This window comes from Dyella sp. SG562 (genome assembly GCF_011759495.1).
Lineage (GTDB): Bacteria > Pseudomonadota > Gammaproteobacteria > Xanthomonadales > Rhodanobacteraceae > Dyella_D > Dyella_D marensis.
The window spans coordinates 60,038-78,736 of record NZ_JAAOYS010000009.1 but is presented as its reverse complement, the minus strand read 5'-3'; the positions used below and the strand labels follow the sequence as shown (position 1 = coordinate 78,736).

Below are 18,699 nucleotides of genomic sequence, written 5' to 3'. Positions count from 1 at the left end.
ATGGCCATGCTCGTGGCGTTTTTCCTGATGGCGATCCGCGTGGCGTCGATCAATTCGCCGGTGATGGGCAGCGACGAGTACGCGTATTTCCATGCCGCGAAATACGAGGCCTCGGGCGAGCAGCTGTTTGCGCTCGATCCTTACCTGCAGCGCGTGGACAACAAGGTCTATCCCTGGCTTTACCGCGCCTGGGCCACCGGTTCGGTGCAGCATGCCGACACCGTGGGCCGCCTGTTCAACAGCCTGCTGTACTGCCTCGGCGGCTGGCTGCTGTTCGGCATCTTCCGCCGCTGCATGGACCGGCGTTCGGCGGTGCTGGCCGCCTTGCTGTATCTGGCCATGCCGTTTTCGTTCTATGCGACGACGTTGCTGCCGGAAGTGGAATTCCAGATTTCGATCTATCTGCTCGTGCTGGTTTGGCTGGCCGAACGCGGCGCCAGTTCCTGGCGGCAGGTGGTGCTGGCGGCCCTGGTCAGCGCGACCGGTTACCTGATCAAGCCGCATGCGGCGGCGGCCATCCTGGCCAGCGCGGCGTATCTGGCGTGGAGCCGCGTGGGACTCGCCGCGGGCGGATCGGCGTTGAAGCGCGCGGGGCTGGGCCTGCTGCAGGCGGTGGGGTATCTGGCCTGCACGGTGCTCCTGATCAAGCTGCTGAGGCACGTGCTGGATCCGGCCGGGTCCTCGGCCATCGTCGCCTCGTTTTACCAGGCCTACCTCGACCAGCTGCGCGATCCGCATTACCTGCTGAAGAGCCTGGGTTCGATCGCCGGCTATGTGGGCGGACACGTGTGGGTGTGGCTGGTGTTCTTCGCGCCGGGCGTGGTGGCGCTGCTGGCGGATCTGCGCCATTGGCTGCCGCGGCGCCGCGCGTCCGCGCCGGTGGCGGCCGCGGACGAGGGCATCGACGAAGCGCGCCGCAAGCTCACGCTGTTCCTGTTCCTGCTGGCGGCGGCGATGCTCAGCATGGTGGCGCTGTTCACCGATGCCGCGGCCGCCGGTTCGGAATTCGAGCGCGGCCGCCTGCACGGGCGCTATCTCGAGGCGCTGCTGCCGTTCCTGCTGGCCTATGGCCTGTGGTGGACGGGGCGTGGCGCTCCGCGCTGGGTCGCGCTGCTGGGCTTCGCGGCGATGGTGAGCTTCGTGCTGTGGGGCCGCTTCTGGTTCCATCTCTACCCCTGGGACTACCCGGATCTGTTCGGCCTGTTCGACCGCAAGATCCCTTACTGGGGTTTCGACCACGTCGCGCGCTGGCCGCTGCGGCTGTCGCTGGCGCTGGCCCTGGTGTGCTGGGCGGCATTCGCGTTCACCTGGCGCAGGCGGCTGGCTTATGTGGTGTTCGTTGCCGGCGCGATGCTGGCCGCGCACGGCCAGATGTCCGCCTGGCTGAAGGCCGAGAACGAGCTGACCCGCCAGGTGCTGGCCGATGGCGCGGCGATCCGTGCCTTCCTTGGCGAGGAAGCGCCCGGCACCGGCCTGGTGGCCACCTATGAGCGTTTCGGCCAGGCCTCGTATCTGCTGGCGGCGCTGGATACCCAGCAGCACGTGCTGGAACTGGCGCCCGGTACGGCGCTGGAGGCGCAGCACGTGCCCAAGGGCACACAGTGGATCGTGGCCCCGGCGAGCATGGACGTGCGGCTGCCGGAGGCATGGAAGATCGATCTCGGCACGCAGCGCCTGTATCTGCTGGAAGACGCGCGCGTACGCCCCGTCGCGCCGCAGAAGCCGGTGTGGGACGGCGTGCCGCTGTCGATCGACACCAGCAGCGCGGCCAATCCGTCGCGCTTCCGTGGCTTCCGTCCCGGCGAGGGCTGGGGGCGCTGGTCCACGGCGCAGCGCGCGAACATCGAATTGCCGGTGCTGGTATCGGGCCGGGTGCGCGTGGAGTTCTTCGGCTGGGCCGCGGACGCGGCGAAGATCCCGTCGATTACGGTCGGAGTGGGCACCGCGGCAGCCAAGGTGCCGATGAGCGCCGGCGGACAGGATCATCAGCTGGTGCTCGACGTGAGCACGCCCAGCGACAGCCTGTGGTTCGAAAGCACGCCGGTGAACGACGGCGGCGTGCCGCTCGGCGTGGCCGTGGCGCGCGTCCGCGTGACGGCGCTGCCGGCGCAGTAAGTGAGGGCGCCCCCGGGCGCCTTCAGTGCTGGCGTTCCCTGCTGCGCGTGCGCATCGGCGAACGCCGGTGGATGGCGCGGGACGGCAGGTGGGACACGTCGTAGTTCAGGAACGCCAGCAGCAACTGGAACCCGCACAGGATCGACAGCGCGGCGATGATGATCGTGCCTACCGGGGTGGCCACGTGCGCCGCGGCCGAGCGCATCCAGTGCACCAGCCCGAAAATCAGGCCGAACAGCAGGATCAGCGTGCCGAACACCAGTTCCAGCGATGCCACCGACATGTCGCGCAGGAAGTAGTTGTAGAAGATCCGCTTGATCGTATTGCGGATGTGCTTGGTCAGAAACTCGCTGAAAATGCGCGAAATCTTCAGGTTGCTGACTTCATCGCCATACTTCGCGTCCATCGGCACGTCGACCACGGCGGCGCGGAAGGTGCCGAGGCGGAACAGGATGTCCGTCTCGAAGAAATACCGCTCGCTGATGCGGTTGAACGGCAACCGGCGCGCGACGTCGGCATGGATGGCCGTATAGCCGTTGGTGGGATCGAACAGGTCCCAGTAACCGGTGGAAACCTTCGCCATCAGCGAAAGAACCGCATTGCCGAACACGCGAAGCCTGGGCATGTTGCCCAGGCTTTCCAGGTCGTAGAAGCGGTTGCCCTTGGTGTAGTCGGCTTCGCCGCGCAGGATGGGGTCCACGAAATCGTCGATCAGGGCCGGGTCCATCTGGCCATCGCCATCGATCTTGACGATGACGTCGGCACCGCCTTCGATGGCCGCCCGATAGCCGGTCATGACGGCGCCGCCGACGCCGCGGTTGACCTCGTGGAAGACCACGGTGACGCGCGGATCGGTGCAGTGTTCCTGCACATGCCTGCCCGAGCCGACCGGGCAGGCGTCGTCCACCACGTAGATCTGCTGGATGCGGGCGGGGACCGAGGCTACCACGTCGAGGACGAAGTCCTTGACCTTGTAGCTGGGAATGACCACCGCGATGACCGGCATGGCGATGGAAGGCGAGGCCGCTTCGTTCATTTGTAGATCCAATACTTCGAGGCGATGAAGCCGACGCCGGCCAGCGCGACGTCGGCGACGGGCTTGACCGCCCAGGCCATGTGCAGTCCATGGAGCCGGGTTGCCAGCATGACCGCGCCGGTGCTGAGCAGCGTGGTCAGCGTCCAGGTGACGAGGTACTTCATGGCGTGCTTGGTGCGCAGGGGGCGGGCCTCGTCACCGGCGAAGGTGAAGCGCCCATTCAGCCAGAAACCGAGCGAGGCGCCGACCACGCGGCCGGTGACGTTGGCCGGTCCCGTCACGACGCCGAGCTGGGTGAGGCCGATGAAGGTCAGCCAGTCGACGACGATCTGGATGATCCCGATGAAGCCGTAGCTGATCCCCTGTTTGACTATGCTCATACGCTCGCCGAAGACGGTGCCGGAACCTGCACAACGATCCAGTCTAGCGTGAAGCCCGGCATCCCGCAGGGGCGCAAGCGCCGCCGTTCAGCGCTTGCGGATGACGAAAACCTCGTTGAAGGCCGCGTCGATGCCCATGTCGCGGTTGCGGGTATGGAAGGTGTTCACGCTGATGCCGCCCACCCAGTCCGAGGCCAGCACTTCGAAATCGCTGCCGTAGTCCCAGGTGACCAGCGCCTTGCCGTCGCCCACCGGATTGCCGTGGTACTGCGCTTCGAGCAGGTGGTTCACCTGGCCCTGCGCGTCCAGCTCGGCGCGGCGCACCGACGTAGCCAGGCCGGCATGCTTGGGCGCGGTGAAGATGTGCGCGCCGCCGGGCTTCAGCACGCGATGGATGTCGCGCAGCGCCTGGGCCGGGTCGAATACGTGTTCCAGCACGTCCTGGGTGATGAAGATATCGAAGGTCCCGTCCGGGAAAGTGAGATGTTCGATGTCTTCGCAACGCACGCCGCGGAAGGTCTTGCCGTGCGGCTGGTCGGGGAAATATTGCGAATAGCTGTAGCCCTTGCAGGCCTTGGCGATCAGGTTGTTGGACGGCGAGGACTCATGAATGCTCAGCGAGCGCCACTCCGGATACAGCTCGCCCATGATCAGCATCAGATGCCGCTGGCGCGGAATGGAGCGGCAGTTGTCGCAAAGATATTCGTCGCGCAGCCACGGGCCATGCTCGACGAACCGCGTGTTCTTGCCGCAGCACGGGCAATAGCCGGGGTTCGAGGGAAGCTCGCGTTTTGCCTTGGCTTTGAAGAAATCCATTCCGGGCCTTTCTATGAAATGACGCGACGGCGACGCATCCGCATGGTGTTGATGACTTGTCAAGGTCAGCAGGACACCAATATCGCGCGATTCGCAAGGTATTTCGGGATAACACCACAAGGCCTGGTGGAGTTCAACCGGCGCCGCGGGAATACGCGGCTTTCTGATAAGGAAAATAAAAAGGGGTGGCCTTCGCCACCCCTCGAGGTCGAACGCGAGCTTGAAAAGATCGCTCAGAGCGCCTGTTCGATGTCCGGAATCAGCTTGAACAGATCGCCCACCAGGCCGATGTCGGCGATTTCGAAGATCGGCGCTTCGCCGTCCTTGTTGATCGCCACGATGGTGCCGGCGTCCTTGATGCCGGTCAGGTGCTGGATCGCGCCGGAAATGCCGAAGGCGAGGTACAGCTCCGGCGCGATGATCTTGCCGGTCTGGCCGACCTGCAGTTCGTTCGGCACGTAGCCCGCATCCACCGCGGCGCGCGAAGCGCCCACGGCGGCGCCGATCTTGTCGGCGAGCTTGAAGATGATCTCGAAGTTTTCCTTCGAGCCGACGCCGCGGCCGCCGGAGACCACCTTGCTGGCGCTCTGCAGGTCGGGGCGGTCGCTCTTGCCCTGCTGGAGATTGACGAAGCGCGTATGCGTCGGCAGCGCGGCATCGACGCTGACGGCTTCCACCGGCGCGCTGTTCGCACCCGTGGCGGCAGCCGGCCACGAAGCCGTGCGGATAGTGGCGACCACGGCGTGCGCCGGGTTCGCTTCCACCGTGACGATGGCGTTGCCCGCGTAGATCGGGCGCTTGAAGGTGTGCGCGCTTTCCACCGACATCACGTCGCTCACCTGCGCCACGCCGAGCAGGGCAGCGGCGCGCGGCGCCACGTCCTTGCCGAAGGTGGTGGAGGGAAAGAATACGTGGCTGTAGCCGGCGGCGGCCTTGGCCACCTGCGGCGCCAGCACGGCGGCCAGCGGATGCGCGTTCTCGGCGCGCGCGATGGTGAGCACCTTGCTCACGCCCTCGATGCGCGCGGCCTCGGCGGCGATGGCGTCGACGTTGTCGGCCAGCACCAGCACGTCGATCGCTTCGCCCTTGACGGCGGCGGCGGCGCTGACGGCGCGGGCGGTGGAGGGGTTCAGCTTGCCGTTGAGGTGTTCGGCGATAACCAGAATCTTGCTCATATCGATCTCCCGGCAACCTGCTTAGAGCAGGCCCTTCTGCTTGAGCGCCGCCACCAGTTCGGCGGCGTCCTTGACCATCACACCCTTGCTGCGCTTCGGCGGCGCGGCGTACTGCGTGGTCTTGAGCTGGTCGTGGGCTTCCACGCCTAGCGAGCCGAACTCGATGGTGTCGATCGGCTTGGACTTGGCCTTCATGATGTCCGGCAGCTTGATGAAGCGCGGCTCATTGAGGCGCAGGTCGGTGGTGATCACCGCCGGCAGCTGCGCTTCGATCGTCTCAAGGCCCGCGTCCACTTCGCGGGTAACCGTGGCCTTGCCGTCGGCGATCTCCACCTTGCTGGCGAAGGTGGCCTGCGGGCGGTCCCACAGCGCGGCCAGCATCTGGCCGGTCTGGTTGGCGTCGTCGTCGATCGCCTGCTTGCCCAGGATGACCAGCTCGGGCTGTTCCTTCTCGACCAGCTTGAGCAGGGTGCGCGCGGCGGTGAGCGGCTGCACTTCGTCGGCGGTGACTACGTGGATGGCGCGGTTGGCGCCCATCGCCAGGCCATTGCGCAGGTGCGCGGTCAGGTCGGCCGGGCCGATGCCCACCACCACCACTTCGGTGGCGATGCCTTTCTCGCGCAGGCGCAGGGCCTCTTCGAGGGCGATGTCGTCGAACGGGTTGGCCGACAGCTTGACGCCATCGGTCATCACGCCCGTGCCATCGGGCTTGACCTGGATGCGGACGTTGAAGTCCACCACACGCTTGTAGCCGACAAGAATCTTCATCTGCGGGTCCTTCATGGTGAGCCGCCCGCCAGGGCGGAAGCCTCCATTCTAACCATTTTCAAACACTTGTATGAAGGAGGCCGGCGGCGCGGCCCGGCTGGGCGCGTTCAGTTCAATACGCGCTGCAAGGTGCGCGTGGCCGCTTCGACCGAGAAGTAGTGGCGGATATTGTCCAGGCCCGCGGCGGAAAGCCGCGACCACAGCGCCGGGTCGTCGCGCAGCTGGCGATAGGCCGTGGCGAAGGCTTCGGCCTCGCCGGCCAGCAGCACGTTGTCGCGGTCGTGCAGGTGCATGCCCTCGACCGCGAGCGGCGTGGCGATCACCGGCAGCCCGTAGCTCATCGACATGTTGATCTTGCCCTTCACTCCGGCGCCGAAACGCAGCGGCGCCAGCGAGGCGAGGCAGGTTTCCATCCACGGATCGAGGTCGGCCACGCGGCCGTGCAACTGCAGGCCGTCCTGCGCCAGCTCGGCGCGCAGCGCATCCGAAATGTCGCCCAGGATGTGCACGACGACGTCCGGATCGACCTTGCGCAGCTCCGGCAGGATGGCGCCGGCGATCCAGCGCATCGCATCCACATTCGGCGGATGCCCGTGGCCGCCGACGAACAGCAGGCCGCGGCGCTCCGCATGCGGTTTGGTGCAGCCGTGGATCACGTGGATATTGGACACCAGCTCCACCCGCGCGGCCGGCGCCAGGCTGCGCAGCAGGGCCTGCTCGTCGGGACTGACCACGAAGGTGACGTCGCTGTCGGCGATCAGGGTCAGTTCGCTCTGCCGCGACAATTTGGCCTGGCGCAGCATCGAGGCCTGCCCGCTCAGTTCCGCCGCGCGCTGCTCGCGCACGAAATGCAGGTCGACCGTATCGAAGATCAGCTTCGCCTGCGGCGCATGCTGCCGCACGATATGCAGGTACTGCCCGGCCACGGTGTGGCGGCACAGCATCACCGCGCGCAGTTCCTTGCCGTGCTCGGCCAGCCAGCGCGGCAGGCCTTCGGCGGAGGATAACGCCAGGATCTCCACGCCGAAACGCCCCAGCCGGTGCATGTCCGCGCGCGAGGTGCGCGTGTCGTCCGGACAGAAGGTGACGCTCCAGCCGAGGCTGCGGAAGATCTCGAACATCTCCATCAGGCGCAGCGAACCCGAATCGCGCGAGGCATCGGGCGTGGTGCCGTCCACCACCAGCAGGCGGCCGCGCGCGCGCCAGTGCACGGCCTGGTCCAGCGCGGTCTGCCGCGACGGATGGCCGGCCAGCACGCCGCGCCACTTGGCGACGAACTTGTCCTGGTTGATGGTCTGGAAGCGCTTCATGCCGCTGCTCAGATCCGTGCCGGCGCTGATGCCCTCGCAATGGATCACCATGCTGGCGGGCTCGTAGTACACGCGCCAGCCGGCGGCGCGCACGGCGAAGGCCAGGTCGGTGTCGTCGTAATAGGCCGGCGAAAGCAAGGTATCGAAGCAGCCGACGTATTCGAACAGCGTGCGGCGGATCATCAGCGCCGCGCCGGAGACGTAGTCCACCTCGCGCCGGAACTGCCAGGCCGGCGCATCGCGGCTTTCGAAGCGCCCCAGGTTCCAGCAGCTGCCGTCGTCGAACACCAGCCCGCCCGCTTCCTGCAGGCGGCCGTCGGGATAGACCAGCTTGCTGCCGGCGATGCCGCAGTCGGAGCGCTCGGCGAAGCATTGCAGCAGCGCCTCCATCCAGCCGGAGGTGACCTGCGTGTCGTTATTGAGGAACAGCAGGAACTCGCCGCGCGCCGCCTGCGCACCGGCGTTGCAGCTGCCAATGAAGCCCAGGTTGCGTTCGTTGCGCAGCACGCGCAGGCCCGTTACGCCGGCCAGCACCGCGGCGCTGCCGTCGGGCGCGGCGTCGTCGACCACGATGATCTCGATCGGCGTGGCGCTGGCATGCAGCACGATCGAGCGCAGGCAGGCCAGCGTGTAGGGCAGCTTGCCGTAGGTGGGAATGACGATGGACACGCGCGGCGCCTCGGCGCGCGGTACCGCGAACGGCGCGAACGGCTCGTCCAGCGGCAGCAGCGACAGTGCTTCGTCTTCTTCGGGAATCCGGCGGAATTCCTGCAGCACGCGTTGCGCCGTCCCATGCCAGCCGCGCAGCGCCAGGCTGGCGCGCGCGCGCTGCAACAGGTAACCGAGGCGCTTGAACCGCCAGTAGAACTTGGCTGCCAGCTGGATACCCTCGTTCCGCTCAGAGGTTCTGGTAGTTCGGGCCCGAACCGCCCTCGGGAGTGACCCAGTTGATGATCTGGTACGGGTCCTTGATGTCGCAGGTCTTGCAGTGCACGCAGTTGGCGGCGTTGATCTGCAGCCGCTTGCCGGCTTCGTCCTGCACGATCTCGTAGACGTTGGCGGGGCAGAAGCGCTGGCAGGGGTTGCCGTATTCCTCGGCGCACCTGGTCACGCAGATCGAGGTGTCGGCCACGCGCAGGTGCACGGGCTGGTCTTCGTCGTGCTCGGTGGCGGCGAAGTACACGCCGGCCAGGCGGTCGCGCGGCGGCAGTTCGCGCTGCACGTAGTCGCGCTTGGGTTCTTCCTGCTGGCCGAGCTTGTGCAGCGACGACCAGTCGGACTTGTTCTTGAGCGTCCACGGCGAGGCGCCGCCGGTGACGGTTTCCCAGGCGGCGTTGAGCATGCCGAACCACAGGCCCTTCTTGAAGGCGGGCTTGATGTTGCGGACCTTCTTGAGTTCCGCCATCACGTCCGAGCCGCGCAGCTTCGCGTCGAAGCCGGCCGGGTTCAATGCGCTGGCGGCGAGATGTTCGGCGGCGAGCATGCCGCTGCGGATCGCCTGGTGCGTGCCCTTGATCTTCGGCACGTTGAGCAGGCCGGCGGTGTCGCCGATCAGCAGGGCGCCGGGCATCTCCAGCTTCGGCAGCGACTGCCAGCCGCCGGTGACGATGGCGCGCGCGCCGGCCGACAGGATGCTGCCGCCTTCCAGCAGCGGCTTCATCGACGGGTGGTTCTTCCACTGCTGGAAGGCTTCCCACGGCTGGTAGTTCGGGTCGCTGTAGTCCAGGCCGCTGACGTAGCCCAGCGCCACGCGGTCCTTGTCCAGGTGATACAGGAAGCTGCCGCCGTAGGTGTGGCTGTCGGCCGGCCAGCCGAAGCTGTGCACGATCTTGCCGGGGGTGACGCGGCCGGGCGGCAGTTGCCACAGCTCCTTGATGCCGATGGAGTAGCCCTGCGGGTCGCTGTCCTTGTCCAGCTCGAAGCGCTTGATCAGCTGCTTGGTGAGGCTGCCGCGCGCGCCTTCGGCCAGCACGGTGACCTTGGCCTTGATGTCGATGCCCTGGGTATAGCCGGGCTTGTGCGAGCCGTCCTTCGCCACGCCCATGTCGCCGATGCGCACGCCGGCGACGGCGCCATGTTCGTCGTAGATGTTGTCGGCGGCGGCAAAGCCTGGGAACACGTCCACGCCCAGCGCTTCGGCCTGCGGCGCCAGCCAGGCGCACATGGCGCCCAGCGAGACGATGAAGTTGCCCTTGTTGTGCATGCCTGGCGGGATCGGCAGGCTGCGGTGGCCGGTCTTGCTGAGCAGCCAGAACTCGTCTTCCACGGCCGGCACGCAGATCGGCGGCGGGTTGTCGCGCCAGCCGGGCAGCAGCGCATCCAGCGGCTGCGGTTCGATCACGGCGCCGGACAGGATCTGCGCGCCGATGGTCGAGGCCTTCTCGATCACGCACACGCTTACGTCGGGCTTGAGCTGCTTGAGCCGGATCGCGAACGACAGGCCGGCGGGGCCCGCGCCCACGACGACGACGTCGTATTCCATGATTTCGCGTTCGCTCATCGGTCGCTCCGGAAGGTTCTGGCTGGCTGGTGGTGTGCTGGCTGTGGCGAGGTGGCCGGGGCCATCTCAGCGCGCCATTGTCCGGTTTCGTGCACTGTGCGGCAACGCATGGTGCAGCACCGCTTGCAAACGCTTAACCCGCGCCATCGATAATCGATCCCGCCACCAGGGAGAGTTCATGAATCAGTTGCCGCCGATCTCCGACCGTGACCAGCGTCGCGCCACGCTTTGCCAACTCCTGCACTGGCTGGCCGCCGGGCGGGTCCAGCCGGAGGGGCTGGCCGAGGTCTACCAGGAAGCGATCGAACGCTTGAACCCGCAGCTCAATGCCTTCGTGGGCTTGAGCCCCGGCCTGCTGCGCGAACAGGCGCGCGCCGCGCAGCATCGCCGCCGCGACGGCGTGCTGGGCCGGCTCGACGGCCTGCCGGTGGCGATCAAGGACAACTTCGACGTGGCCGGCTGGCCCACCCGCGCCGGCCTGCCGGGCCGCGCGCAGGCGGCGGAAGGCGACGCCCATGCGGTGGCGCGGCTGCGCGCTTCCGGCGCGGTGCTGCTGGGCAAGACCAATATGGACGAGGGCGCGCTGGGCGCGGCCACCGACAATCCGCACTACGGCCCCACCCACAACCCGCATCGCCATGGCTATACCGCCGGCGGCTCCTCCGGCGGCGCGGCCGCGGCGGTGGCTTCGGGCCTGGCGGTGGCGGCGATCGGTTCGGACAGCCTCGGCTCGATCCGCATCCCCGCCAGCTATTGCGGCGTATACGCGCTGAAGCCCACCCACGGCGAAATCTCCGCGCGCGGCCTGGTGCCCGCGGCGCGTCGCCTGGATGCGGTGGGCCTGCTGGCGCGCAGCGCCAACGACCTGACCGTGCTGCTGCAGGTGCTGGCCGGCTACGACGCCGACGATGCGCGCTCGCGCCGCCGCCGCGTGGCCTTCGCGCCGCCGGACTGGGAGCCGGGCAACCTGCGCTGCGGCCTGCTGCCGGACCTCGCCGCGGTGGGCGTGGAGCCGGCGGTGATCGACGTGTTCGAAGACGCGCTGTCGCGCCTGCCGCGCGAACTGGGCGAACGCCGCGCGGTGGACTTCACCGACTGGGACTTCGCCCGCACCCGCCGCGCCGGCCTGTTCCTGATGGAAGCGGAGATGCTCAGCACCTTCGCCGCCGACCTGGAAGACCGCGCGCATCCGCCGTCGGAACGCTTCCGCCACATGCTTTCCTACGCCGCCACCAAGAGCGCGGCCGATTACGCCGTGGCCGACCGCGTGCTGGACGCGGCCACGCTGAAGATGCGCCGCCTGTTCGCCCAGGTCGACGTGCTGGTGCTGCCGACCACGCCGCAGGGCGCGTTCCCGCTGGGCGGCGCGGTGCCGGATTCGCAGGCCGACCTGACCAGCTTCGCCAGCCTCGCCGGCTGTCCGGCGGTGAGCATTCCGATGGGCACGCTGCCGGACGGCATGCCGGTGGGCATGCAGCTGGTCGGCGCGCGCGGTTCGGATCTGCGCCTGCTGGAGCTGGCCGAGGTGTGCGCGGCGACGCTCGATGCGGAGCCGGTCTACCCCGTGGAGCCGCGTCCGCTCGCATGACCTTGTTTGCGCAGCCATGGCAGCCGATCCCGTTGCCGGGCGCGGAACTGTGCCTGCTTCCGCACTGGCTGGCGCAGGACGAAGCGGACAGCTTGCTGGAGGAACTGCGCGGTTCGATCGCCTGGGAGGTGCACCGCATCCGCATGTTCGGGCGCGAGGTGGATTCGCCGCGCCTGAGCTGCTGGGTCGGCGACCCCGACGCCACCTATGTTTATTCGCGCACCCGCTTCGAGCCTCACCCGTGGACCGAAGCACTGGCCTCGCTGCGCTGGCGCGTGCAGCAGGCCTGCGGCGCACGCTTCAACAGCGTGCTGGCCAATCTCTACCGCGACGGGCGCGATGCGATGGGTTGGCATAGCGACGACGAGCCGGAGCTGGGGCCGCGGCCGGTGATCGCCTCGGTGAGCCTGGGCGCGGAGCGGCGCTTCTGCCTGCGTCCGCGCGCGAAAGATGCCAGCCCGCGCGACGTGCGCGGCCTGGAACTGCCACATGGCAGCCTGCTGTGCATGTCGGGCGAAACGCAGCGGAACTACCAGCACTCATTGCCGCGCACTTCGGCGGCAGTCGGCCCGCGCATCAACCTTACCTTCCGCTGGATCGACGCGCGCCGCTGAGCGGTCAGTCGCGTGCCGCCGCGCGCTGTTCCAGCGTCCAGCCCACCACCTGCGCCGCCAGCGCATCGCCGGCCTGGCCGAACGCCGCCACCACCTGCGGCACGCCGGTGCCGTTCACCGGCTGGGTGACCTCGAAGCGGCGCGCCGCGACGATCTTCAGCCCGCTGTTGCGCACCAGCCGCGCGTCGTAGCGCAGCACCACCACCGGCTGCTTGCCGCGGTACTCCGACTGGAACGCGGTGAGGTCGGCGCTGAGCACGTAGTCGGCCTGCAGGTTGGTGTCGTCGCTGCTCAGCGCGGCGATGCGGCCGTCGTTGCGGAAACCTTCGAGCAGGCGATTGCGCAGCAGCACGGGCACGCGGTCGCTCCAGCGCGCGCCCTTGTACACGCTGACCACATCGCCTTCGGGCAGTACCGCGATGCGCGCGCTGTCGAGCATGCGCTCGGCCTGCGGCGTATCCACCCGCAGCGACCAGTTCACCGCGCCGGCCTGGGCCGGCGGCAGCGGCGCGGCGGGCAGCCGGTAGACATCCGGCGATTCGGCCTTCGGCAGCACCGAGCAGGCGGCGATGGCGAGCAGGGCCGCCAGCAGCGGGGCGCGGCGGGCGGCGGTCGTCAGGGCACGCGTCATGGCACGAACTCCTTGCTGCGGTCGCGGCCGAGCAGGAAGCCGGCCGGGTTGTCGTCGAGCTTGCGGGTGATGCCGCGCAGCGAATTGGCGGCGTCGCGCAGTTCGCGTACCGCCGGGCCCAGTTCGCCCAGGCCTTGCATGCCGCCGTCGAGCGAAGCGCGGTTGTCGTTGAGCAGGCGGTCGATCGCCGCGGTGGAACGCTCCAGCGAGGCCATCGCATTGCGCGCGCTTTCCAGCGTGGCGCGGCCCTGCTGGTCGACCAGGCCGTTGGCGCTGCGCGCCAGCTGCTCGGTCTGTTCCAGGGTGGCGGTGGCCTGCTTGCTGGCCAGGGCCAGCTGGCTGAGCAGGGCGCGGATATCGTCGCGCTGGTCGGCTACCGCGCCGGTGGCCTTGTCCAGGTGGTCGAGCGTGCGGCTGATGCGCGCCACGTTCTCGTCGGACATCAGCTGGCTGGCGCGCGAGACCACGTCGTTGATATTGGTCATCACGTCCTCGCCATTGGACAGCAGTTTGCTGAGCGGCGAAGGGTCGGCCACGATCACCGGCAGGCCGCCGTCCGGCGCGGTGAGCGCGGGGCTGCCGGGCGAACCGCCGCTGAGCTGGATCACCGCCATGCCGGTGACGCCGGTGAGCGCGAGCTTGGCGCGGGTGTCCTGCTTGATCGGCGTGTCGGCGCCCAGGCGGATGCGCGCCAGCACGCGGCGCGGGTCCTTCGGGTCGAGCTTGAGCTGGTTGACGTCGCCGACCTTGATGCCGTTGTACTGCACGGCGCTGCCCTGCGAGAGGCCGCTGACCGCCTCGTTGAATACGATCTGGTATTCGGCGAACTGGCGGTCGGTGCTGGACTTGGCCAGCCACAGGCCGAACAGCAGGGCGGCCGCCACCACGATCACGGTGAACAGGCCGATCAATACGTGATGAGCGCGGGTTTCCATCTCACTTCACCTCTTGCGTCTTTTCCGCGGCATCGAGCGCGGCACGGCCGCGCGGGCCATGGAAATACGACTGGACCCAGGGGTCGGGGTTCTGCGCGACTGCTTCCAGCCGGTCGCACACCAGCACCTTCTTCTGCGACAGCACGGCCACGCGGTCGCAGATGGTGTAGAGCGTGTCCAGGTCGTGGGTGACCAGGAACACGGTGAGGCCGAGCGCGTCGCGCAAGGTCAGGATCAGCTGGTCGAACGCGGCCGCGCTGATCGGGTCCAGGCCCGCCGTGGGTTCGTCCAGGAACAGGATCTCCGGATCCAGCGCCAGCGCACGCGCCAGCGCCGCGCGCTTGACCATGCCGCCGGAAAGCTCGGACGGATATTTATGTTCGGTGCCCTGCGGCAGCCCGGCCAGGGCCAGCTTCACCGCGCCCAGCGCCTCGGCATCCGGCCGCTTCAGGCCCGCGTGCTCGATCAGCGGCATGGCGATGTTCTCGACCACATTCTGCGACGAGAACAGCGCGCCGTTCTGGAACAGCACGCCGAAGCGCCGCTCGATGCGCGAGCGTTGTTCCTGCGGCAAGCGCAGCAGGTCCTGGCCGAACACCTGCACCTGTCCGGAGGTGGGCCGGCGCAGGCCGACGATGGTGCGCAGCAAGACCGACTTGCCGGTGCCCGAGCCGCCGACCACGCCGAGGATCTCGCCGCGGCGCACGTCCAGGTCCAGGTGCTCGTGCACGGCCTGCGCGCCGAAGCGGTTGACCAGGTCGCGCACCTGGATCACGTCTTCCTGCGCTGCGGTCCGCTGCGCGACGGCGTTCACCAGTTCATCTCCATGAAGAACAGCGCGGCCACGGCGTCCAGCAGGATCACCACGAAGATCGACTGCACCACGCTGGAGGTGGTGTGCTCGCCCACCGACTGCGCGCTGCCGCTGACCTTGAAGCCTTCCAGGCAGCCGATCACCGCGATCAGGAAGGCGAAGACCGGCGCCTTGGACAGGCCGACCAGGAAATGGCGCACGCCGATGTCGGCCTTGAACAGGGTCAGGAACATGGTCGGCGAGATATCCAGGGTGAGCGCGCATACCACCGCGCCGCCGGCCAGGCCCGACAGCATGGCCAGGAAGGTGAGCATCGGCAGCGAGACCAGCAGGGCCAGCACGCGCGGCAGCACCAGCAGTTCCACTGGATCCAGCCCGAGCGCGCGGATCGCGTCGATCTCCTCGTTGGCCTTCATCGAGCCGATCTGCGCGGTAAAGGCGCTGGCAGTGCGGCCGGCCATCAGGATGGCGGTGAGCAGCACGCCGAATTCGCGCAGGAAGGAAAACGCGATCAGGTCCACCGTATAGATGGTGGCGCCGAAGTCGGCCAGCACGGTGGAACCGAGGAAGGCCACTACCGCGCCGACCATGAAGGTGAGCAGGGCCACGATCGGCACCGCGTCCAGCCCGGTCTGCTCCACGTGCGCCACCAGCGAGGTGACGCGCCAGCGGCGCGGATGCGGCAGGCCGCGCGCCAGCGACTCCAGGGTCATGCCGATGAAACCCAGCAGCTGCAGCTGCTGGCGCCACACGCTGTCCATGGCGCGGCCGATGCGCGCCAGCACTTCGGTGATGGCGGAGCGGTGGCGGCGCGGTTTCTGCGGCGTGCGGTAGGCGTCGAGCGCCTTGCCTACGGTGTCGAGCAGGGCGCGCCGCGCGGGCGGCAGTCCGTCGGCCTGCGCCAGTTCGGCGACGCGGTCGGTGCCGAGCAGGCGCACCAGCAGCGAGGCGCCGGCGGTATCCAGCGCCGAAAGGCCGGCGAGGTCGATCTGCGTGCCTTGCGGCAGCGGGGCGGCGAAGGCATCGACGCGGCGTTCGAGTGCGGCGTAGTGGGCCAGGGTCCAGTCGCCGGCGACGCGCAGCCGCGGCGGTTGCGCGCTGGCATCGAGTTCGGCGCTTCCTGTCGCGGTCGATGGACTCATGAAGAACGATCTTATAGGGCAGCGCCGTGTTTTGTATGCGCGGCGCCGTGAAGCAGCCGCGTACGGAAGGGTGGCGAAATCGTCGCGGACGTCCATGCGGCCGCGTACCTGCCGCCGCATCGCAGCATCGGCGCGGCTTGGAATGCGGTGCGGCGCCCGGCGATAATGCGGCTTTTCCCCAGGCGCATTCCGATGACCGAGAAGACCGTACTCAATGCCACCCACCGCGCGCTCGGCGCGCGCATGGTCGATTTCGGCGGCTGGGACATGCCCATCAACTACGGCTCGCAGATCGAGGAGCACCACGCGGTGCGCCAGGACGCCGGCATGTTCGACGTCTCGCACATGACCGTGGTCGACCTGCACGGCGCGCGCACCCGGGAGTTCCTGCGCCACCTGCTGGCCAACAACGTGGACAAGCTGAAGGTGCAGGGCAAGGCGCTGTACTCCTGCATGCTGGACGAGCAGGGCGGGGTGATCGACGACCTGATCGTGTATTTCTTCGACGACGCGCACTTCCGCCTGGTGGTGAACGCCGCCACCCGCGCCAAGGACCTGGCCTGGATCGAGCAGCAGGCCAAGGCTTTCGCCGTCGAGGTGAAGGAGCGGCCGGACTTCTCCATGATCGCCGTGCAGGGTCCGAACGCCCGCGACAAGACGATCGGCCTGCTGCACGAGGTGGACCGCGAGCGCATCCGCAAGCTCGGCAAGTTCGTCGCCGCCGCGGCGCAGGGGCCGCACGGCATGCCGCTGTTCATCGCCCGCACCGGCTACACCGGCGAGGACGGCTTCGAGATCCTGGTGCCGGAAGAGCACGCCGTCGCGCTGTGGGAGGCACTGGCGGCGGCCGGCGTGAAGCCGGCGGGCCTCGGCGCGCGCGACACGCTGCGGCTGGAAGCCGGCATGAACCTCTACGGCCAGGACATGGACGAGACCGTCAGCCCGTGGGAAGCCAACCTCGGCTGGACCATCGCACTGGACGAAGGCCGCGACTTCATCGGCCGCAAGGCGCTGGAAGCGCAGAAGGCCGCCGGCGTGAAGCGCGTGATGGTCGGCCTGGTGCTGGACGAGAAGGGCGTGCTGCGCCACGGCCAGAAGGTGCTCACCGCCAACGGCGAGGGCGAGATCCTGTCCGGCAGCTTCGCGCCGACGCTCAACAAGGCGGTGGCGTTCGCGCGCATTCCGGCCGGCGATCCTGGCGAGGTGCGGGTGGACATCCGCGGCCGCGAGGTGCCGGTACGCGTGGTGAAGTACCCGTTCGTGCGCGACGGCAAGCCCTGCGAAGGCATCTGAAGCGGCGGCCGAGTGTTGCCCTTCCGGCGAAGCGGCTTAGAATGCCGCGCATCGTCTGACCCCCATACCACCCAACCTCCTTCAACCCAGGACTGGACCCGATCATGAGCGAGATTCCCGGCGATCTGAAATTCCTCAAGTCCCACGAGTGGGCTCGCGCCGAAGACAACGGCAACGTCCGCGTGGGCATCTCCGACCATGCCCAGGGCCAGCTCGGCGATGTGGTGTACGTGGAGCTGCCCGAAGTCGGCGCCAGCGTGCAGGTCGGCCATGGCGTGGCGACGGTGGAATCGGTCAAGGCCGCTTCCGACATCTACACGCCGGTGTCCGGCGAGATCGTCGAGGTCAACGAGGCGCTGGCCGACTCGCCCGAGACCATCAACGAAGACGCCTACGGCGAAGGCTGGCTGTTCGTGGTGAAGCCGAGCGATCGCGCCGAGCTCAACGAACTGCTCGACGCCGACGCGTATGCCGAGCAGCTGGAGAACGAAGACCACTGATCGCGAATGCGCGAAAGTGGATCGAACGACGGCCGCGCAAGCGGCCGTCGGTTTGTGTGAGGCGGCTCGCGCGGGGAGCTCGATCGAGGAGCTCGACGGAGCCGGTCGCGGGGGGATGGCGGCCCTCGGGCGGGTCGGAAGGGTCGCCGAGGGGCCTCCGGTCGAAATTCGTTCATCCACCCGAAAACACCCCCGCGAGGGGTCTAAGCCCTTGCTCGCCAAGGGGTTAGGCGTTCAGCTTGATTGGCTCACGCGATTATGAGCGAGTGGCGCGGAATAGCGCGTTTTATGCGGGATTTAGGCCGGTTTTTGATTTTTTCCGATTTTCTCGTATGGCCGTATGGACGTCCAAACGGATAATCCATTCCGGACCCGCGGAGCCTTGTGGGACGGGGCTTTCGGGGTGGATGCGGCAGGTCGGCCGGATTGAATTCCCGGTTGAAATCAATTGACAGCCGAAATAATCGGGAATAGTTTTCGCACCAGATAACGGGGAACAGGCGTTATGGCACCATCGAAGTTCATCAAGCCGTATGTGGAACACGGCGAGAAAGCCGGAGCGGTACGCAAGATCACCGTCTCCATTCCGGTCCACGTTTTGCGGCTGCTGTCGGACGAACGTACCCGTCGTCAAGTGAACAATTTAAGGCACGCCACCAACAGCGATCTGCTGGTTGAGGCGTTCCTACATGCTTTTACTGGGCAACCACTGCCAACTGATGAGGAGCTGAGACGAACTATGGCCACTGCCAAGAAAGCTGCGAAGAAACCGGCCGCCAAGAAGGCTGCCAAGAAGACCACCGCGAAGAAGGCCGCTACCAAGCGTCCGGTCGCGAAGAAGCCGGCCGCCAAGAAGGCCGTCAAGAAGACTGCGAAGAAGGCTGCCGCGCGCAAGCGTCCGGCTGCTGCCAAGAAGGCGTCCGTCAAGAAGGTCGCCGTGAAGAAGGTTGCCAAGAAGGCCGCCAAGAAGGTTGCCAAGAAGCGCACCGTGAAGAAGGCTGCCGCTGCCAAGGTGGTCAAGGCCACCAAGACGGCCAAGCCCAAGGCTGCCAAGAAGTAAGCACGACTAAAAAAGCTTTACC

17 protein-coding genes are annotated in these 18,699 nt (G+C 67.7%); 6 read left to right on the top strand and 11 right to left on the bottom strand.

Annotated elements, in window-relative coordinates; genetic code table 11:
* Nucleotides 1-6 precede the first annotated feature (6 nt).
* Entirely contained in the window at nt 7-2,115 is a 2,109-nt protein-coding gene (locus FHW84_RS16455; RefSeq protein ID WP_167257064.1) for a glycosyltransferase family 39 protein, read from the top strand.
* Between the two features lie 22 nt (nt 2,116-2,137).
* Here the strand turns inward: FHW84_RS16455 and FHW84_RS16450 are convergent, their stop codons facing one another.
* The 7 genes from FHW84_RS16450 to FHW84_RS16420 form a co-directional block, all read right to left on the bottom strand.
* Complete coding sequence (locus FHW84_RS16450) at nt 2,138-3,151, bottom strand: glycosyltransferase family 2 protein (protein ID WP_167257063.1); 1,014 nt, start codon at nt 3,149-3,151, stop codon at nt 2,138-2,140.
* Complete coding sequence (locus FHW84_RS16445; protein WP_167257062.1) at nt 3,148-3,531, bottom strand: GtrA family protein; 384 nt, start codon at nt 3,529-3,531, stop codon at nt 3,148-3,150. Before FHW84_RS16445 ends, FHW84_RS16450 begins: the two co-directional genes overlap by 4 nt.
* A gap of 87 nt (nt 3,532-3,618) precedes the next feature.
* The gene (locus FHW84_RS16440) at nt 3,619-4,347 is read right to left on the bottom strand and encodes a class I SAM-dependent methyltransferase (protein ID WP_167257061.1); all 729 of its coding nucleotides are present in this window, start codon (nt 4,345-4,347) and stop codon (nt 3,619-3,621) included.
* 233 nt (nt 4,348-4,580) lie between these two features.
* Nucleotides 4,581-5,522, bottom strand: a complete 942-nt coding sequence (locus tag FHW84_RS16435; protein WP_167257060.1) for an FAD-binding protein — start codon at nt 5,520-5,522, stop codon at nt 4,581-4,583.
* Between the two features lie 21 nt (nt 5,523-5,543).
* Nucleotides 5,544-6,290, bottom strand: coding sequence for an electron transfer flavoprotein subunit beta/FixA family protein (locus FHW84_RS16430; protein WP_167257059.1), 747 nt, complete (start codon nt 6,288-6,290; stop codon nt 5,544-5,546).
* Between the two features lie 107 nt (nt 6,291-6,397).
* Entirely contained in the window at nt 6,398-8,434 is a 2,037-nt protein-coding gene (locus FHW84_RS16425; RefSeq protein WP_243868151.1) for a glycosyltransferase, read from the bottom strand.
* A 64-nt stretch (nt 8,435-8,498) separates the two neighbouring features.
* Complete coding sequence (locus FHW84_RS16420; protein WP_167257058.1) at nt 8,499-10,100, bottom strand: electron transfer flavoprotein-ubiquinone oxidoreductase; 1,602 nt, start codon at nt 10,098-10,100, stop codon at nt 8,499-8,501.
* A 178-nt stretch (nt 10,101-10,278) separates the two neighbouring features.
* On the opposite strand from FHW84_RS16420, the gene FHW84_RS16415 reads away from it, so the two are divergent.
* Both FHW84_RS16415 and FHW84_RS16410 read left to right on the top strand, forming a co-directional pair.
* Nucleotides 10,279-11,688, top strand: a complete 1,410-nt coding sequence (locus FHW84_RS16415) for an amidase (protein ID WP_167257057.1) — start codon at nt 10,279-10,281, stop codon at nt 11,686-11,688.
* Nucleotides 11,685-12,302 carry an alpha-ketoglutarate-dependent dioxygenase AlkB gene (locus FHW84_RS16410; RefSeq protein WP_167257056.1) on the top strand — a complete coding sequence of 206 codons (618 nt, stop codon included), beginning with the start codon at nt 11,685-11,687 and terminating at the stop codon, nt 12,300-12,302. Before FHW84_RS16415 ends, FHW84_RS16410 begins: the two co-directional genes overlap by 4 nt.
* Nucleotides 12,303-12,306: 4 nt before the next feature.
* Here FHW84_RS16410 and FHW84_RS16405 read toward each other — a convergent pair whose 3' ends face one another.
* The 4 genes from FHW84_RS16405 to FHW84_RS16390 are packed head-to-tail and all read right to left on the bottom strand — an operon-like array spanning nt 12,307 to nt 15,824.
* Nucleotides 12,307-12,933, bottom strand: a complete 627-nt coding sequence (locus FHW84_RS16405) for an ABC-type transport auxiliary lipoprotein family protein (protein WP_167257055.1) — start codon at nt 12,931-12,933, stop codon at nt 12,307-12,309.
* Complete coding sequence (locus FHW84_RS16400) at nt 12,930-13,868, bottom strand: MlaD family protein (protein WP_167257054.1); 939 nt, start codon at nt 13,866-13,868, stop codon at nt 12,930-12,932. The genes FHW84_RS16405 and FHW84_RS16400 overlap by 4 nt, the downstream gene beginning before the upstream one ends.
* A 1-nt stretch (nt 13,869) precedes the next feature.
* Complete coding sequence (locus tag FHW84_RS16395; RefSeq protein ID WP_343203612.1) at nt 13,870-14,682, bottom strand: ATP-binding cassette domain-containing protein; 813 nt, start codon at nt 14,680-14,682, stop codon at nt 13,870-13,872.
* Nucleotides 14,679-15,824: an ABC transporter permease gene (locus FHW84_RS16390; protein ID WP_167257053.1), complete on the bottom strand. Its 1,146-nt coding sequence runs from the start codon at nt 15,822-15,824 to the stop codon at nt 14,679-14,681. Before FHW84_RS16390 ends, FHW84_RS16395 begins: the two co-directional genes overlap by 4 nt.
* A gap of 192 nt (nt 15,825-16,016) precedes the next feature.
* On the opposite strand from FHW84_RS16390, the gene gcvT reads away from it, so the two are divergent.
* The 3 genes from gcvT (at nt 16,017) to metJ (ending at nt 18,677) form a co-directional block, all read left to right on the top strand.
* Nucleotides 16,017-17,117 carry a glycine cleavage system aminomethyltransferase GcvT gene (gcvT, locus tag FHW84_RS16385; protein ID WP_167257052.1) on the top strand — a complete coding sequence of 367 codons (1,101 nt, stop codon included), beginning with the start codon at nt 16,017-16,019 and terminating at the stop codon, nt 17,115-17,117.
* Nucleotides 17,118-17,221: 104 nt separating this feature from the next.
* Complete coding sequence (gene gcvH, locus FHW84_RS16380) at nt 17,222-17,617, top strand: glycine cleavage system protein GcvH (RefSeq protein WP_167257051.1); 396 nt, start codon at nt 17,222-17,224, stop codon at nt 17,615-17,617.
* A 505-nt stretch (nt 17,618-18,122) separates the two neighbouring features.
* Nucleotides 18,123-18,677 carry a met regulon transcriptional regulator MetJ gene (gene metJ / locus FHW84_RS23485; RefSeq protein WP_167257050.1) on the top strand — a complete coding sequence of 185 codons (555 nt, stop codon included), beginning with the start codon at nt 18,123-18,125 and terminating at the stop codon, nt 18,675-18,677.
* The last annotated feature ends 22 nt before the right edge of the window (nt 18,678-18,699 follow it).

Coding starts and splice junctions, on each gene's coding strand:
- FHW84_RS16420 (WP_167257058.1), bottom strand. CDS start 10,100: ATGAGCGAACGCGAAATCATGGAATACGACGTCGTCGTCGTGGGCGCG.
- FHW84_RS16435 (WP_167257060.1), bottom strand. CDS start 5,522: ATGAGCAAGATTCTGGTTATCGCCGAACACCTCAACGGCAAGCTGAAC.
- gcvH (WP_167257051.1), top strand. CDS start 17,222: ATGAGCGAGATTCCCGGCGATCTGAAATTCCTCAAGTCCCACGAGTGG.
- FHW84_RS16450 (WP_167257063.1), bottom strand. CDS start 3,151: ATGAACGAAGCGGCCTCGCCTTCCATCGCCATGCCGGTCATCGCGGTG.
- gcvT (WP_167257052.1), top strand. CDS start 16,017: ATGACCGAGAAGACCGTACTCAATGCCACCCACCGCGCGCTCGGCGCG.
- FHW84_RS16400 (WP_167257054.1), bottom strand. CDS start 13,868: ATGGAAACCCGCGCTCATCACGTATTGATCGGCCTGTTCACCGTGATC.
- FHW84_RS16390 (WP_167257053.1), bottom strand. CDS start 15,824: ATGAGTCCATCGACCGCGACAGGAAGCGCCGAACTCGATGCCAGCGCG.
- FHW84_RS16455 (WP_167257064.1), top strand. CDS start 7: ATGCTCGTGGCGTTTTTCCTGATGGCGATCCGCGTGGCGTCGATCAAT.
- FHW84_RS16410 (WP_167257056.1), top strand. CDS start 11,685: ATGACCTTGTTTGCGCAGCCATGGCAGCCGATCCCGTTGCCGGGCGCG.
- FHW84_RS16445 (WP_167257062.1), bottom strand. CDS start 3,531: ATGAGCATAGTCAAACAGGGGATCAGCTACGGCTTCATCGGGATCATC.
- metJ (WP_167257050.1), top strand. CDS start 18,123: ATGGCACCATCGAAGTTCATCAAGCCGTATGTGGAACACGGCGAGAAA.
- FHW84_RS16430 (WP_167257059.1), bottom strand. CDS start 6,290: ATGAAGATTCTTGTCGGCTACAAGCGTGTGGTGGACTTCAACGTCCGC.
- FHW84_RS16405 (WP_167257055.1), bottom strand. CDS start 12,933: ATGACGCGTGCCCTGACGACCGCCGCCCGCCGCGCCCCGCTGCTGGCG.
- FHW84_RS16440 (WP_167257061.1), bottom strand. CDS start 4,347: ATGGATTTCTTCAAAGCCAAGGCAAAACGCGAGCTTCCCTCGAACCCC.
- FHW84_RS16415 (WP_167257057.1), top strand. CDS start 10,279: ATGAATCAGTTGCCGCCGATCTCCGACCGTGACCAGCGTCGCGCCACG.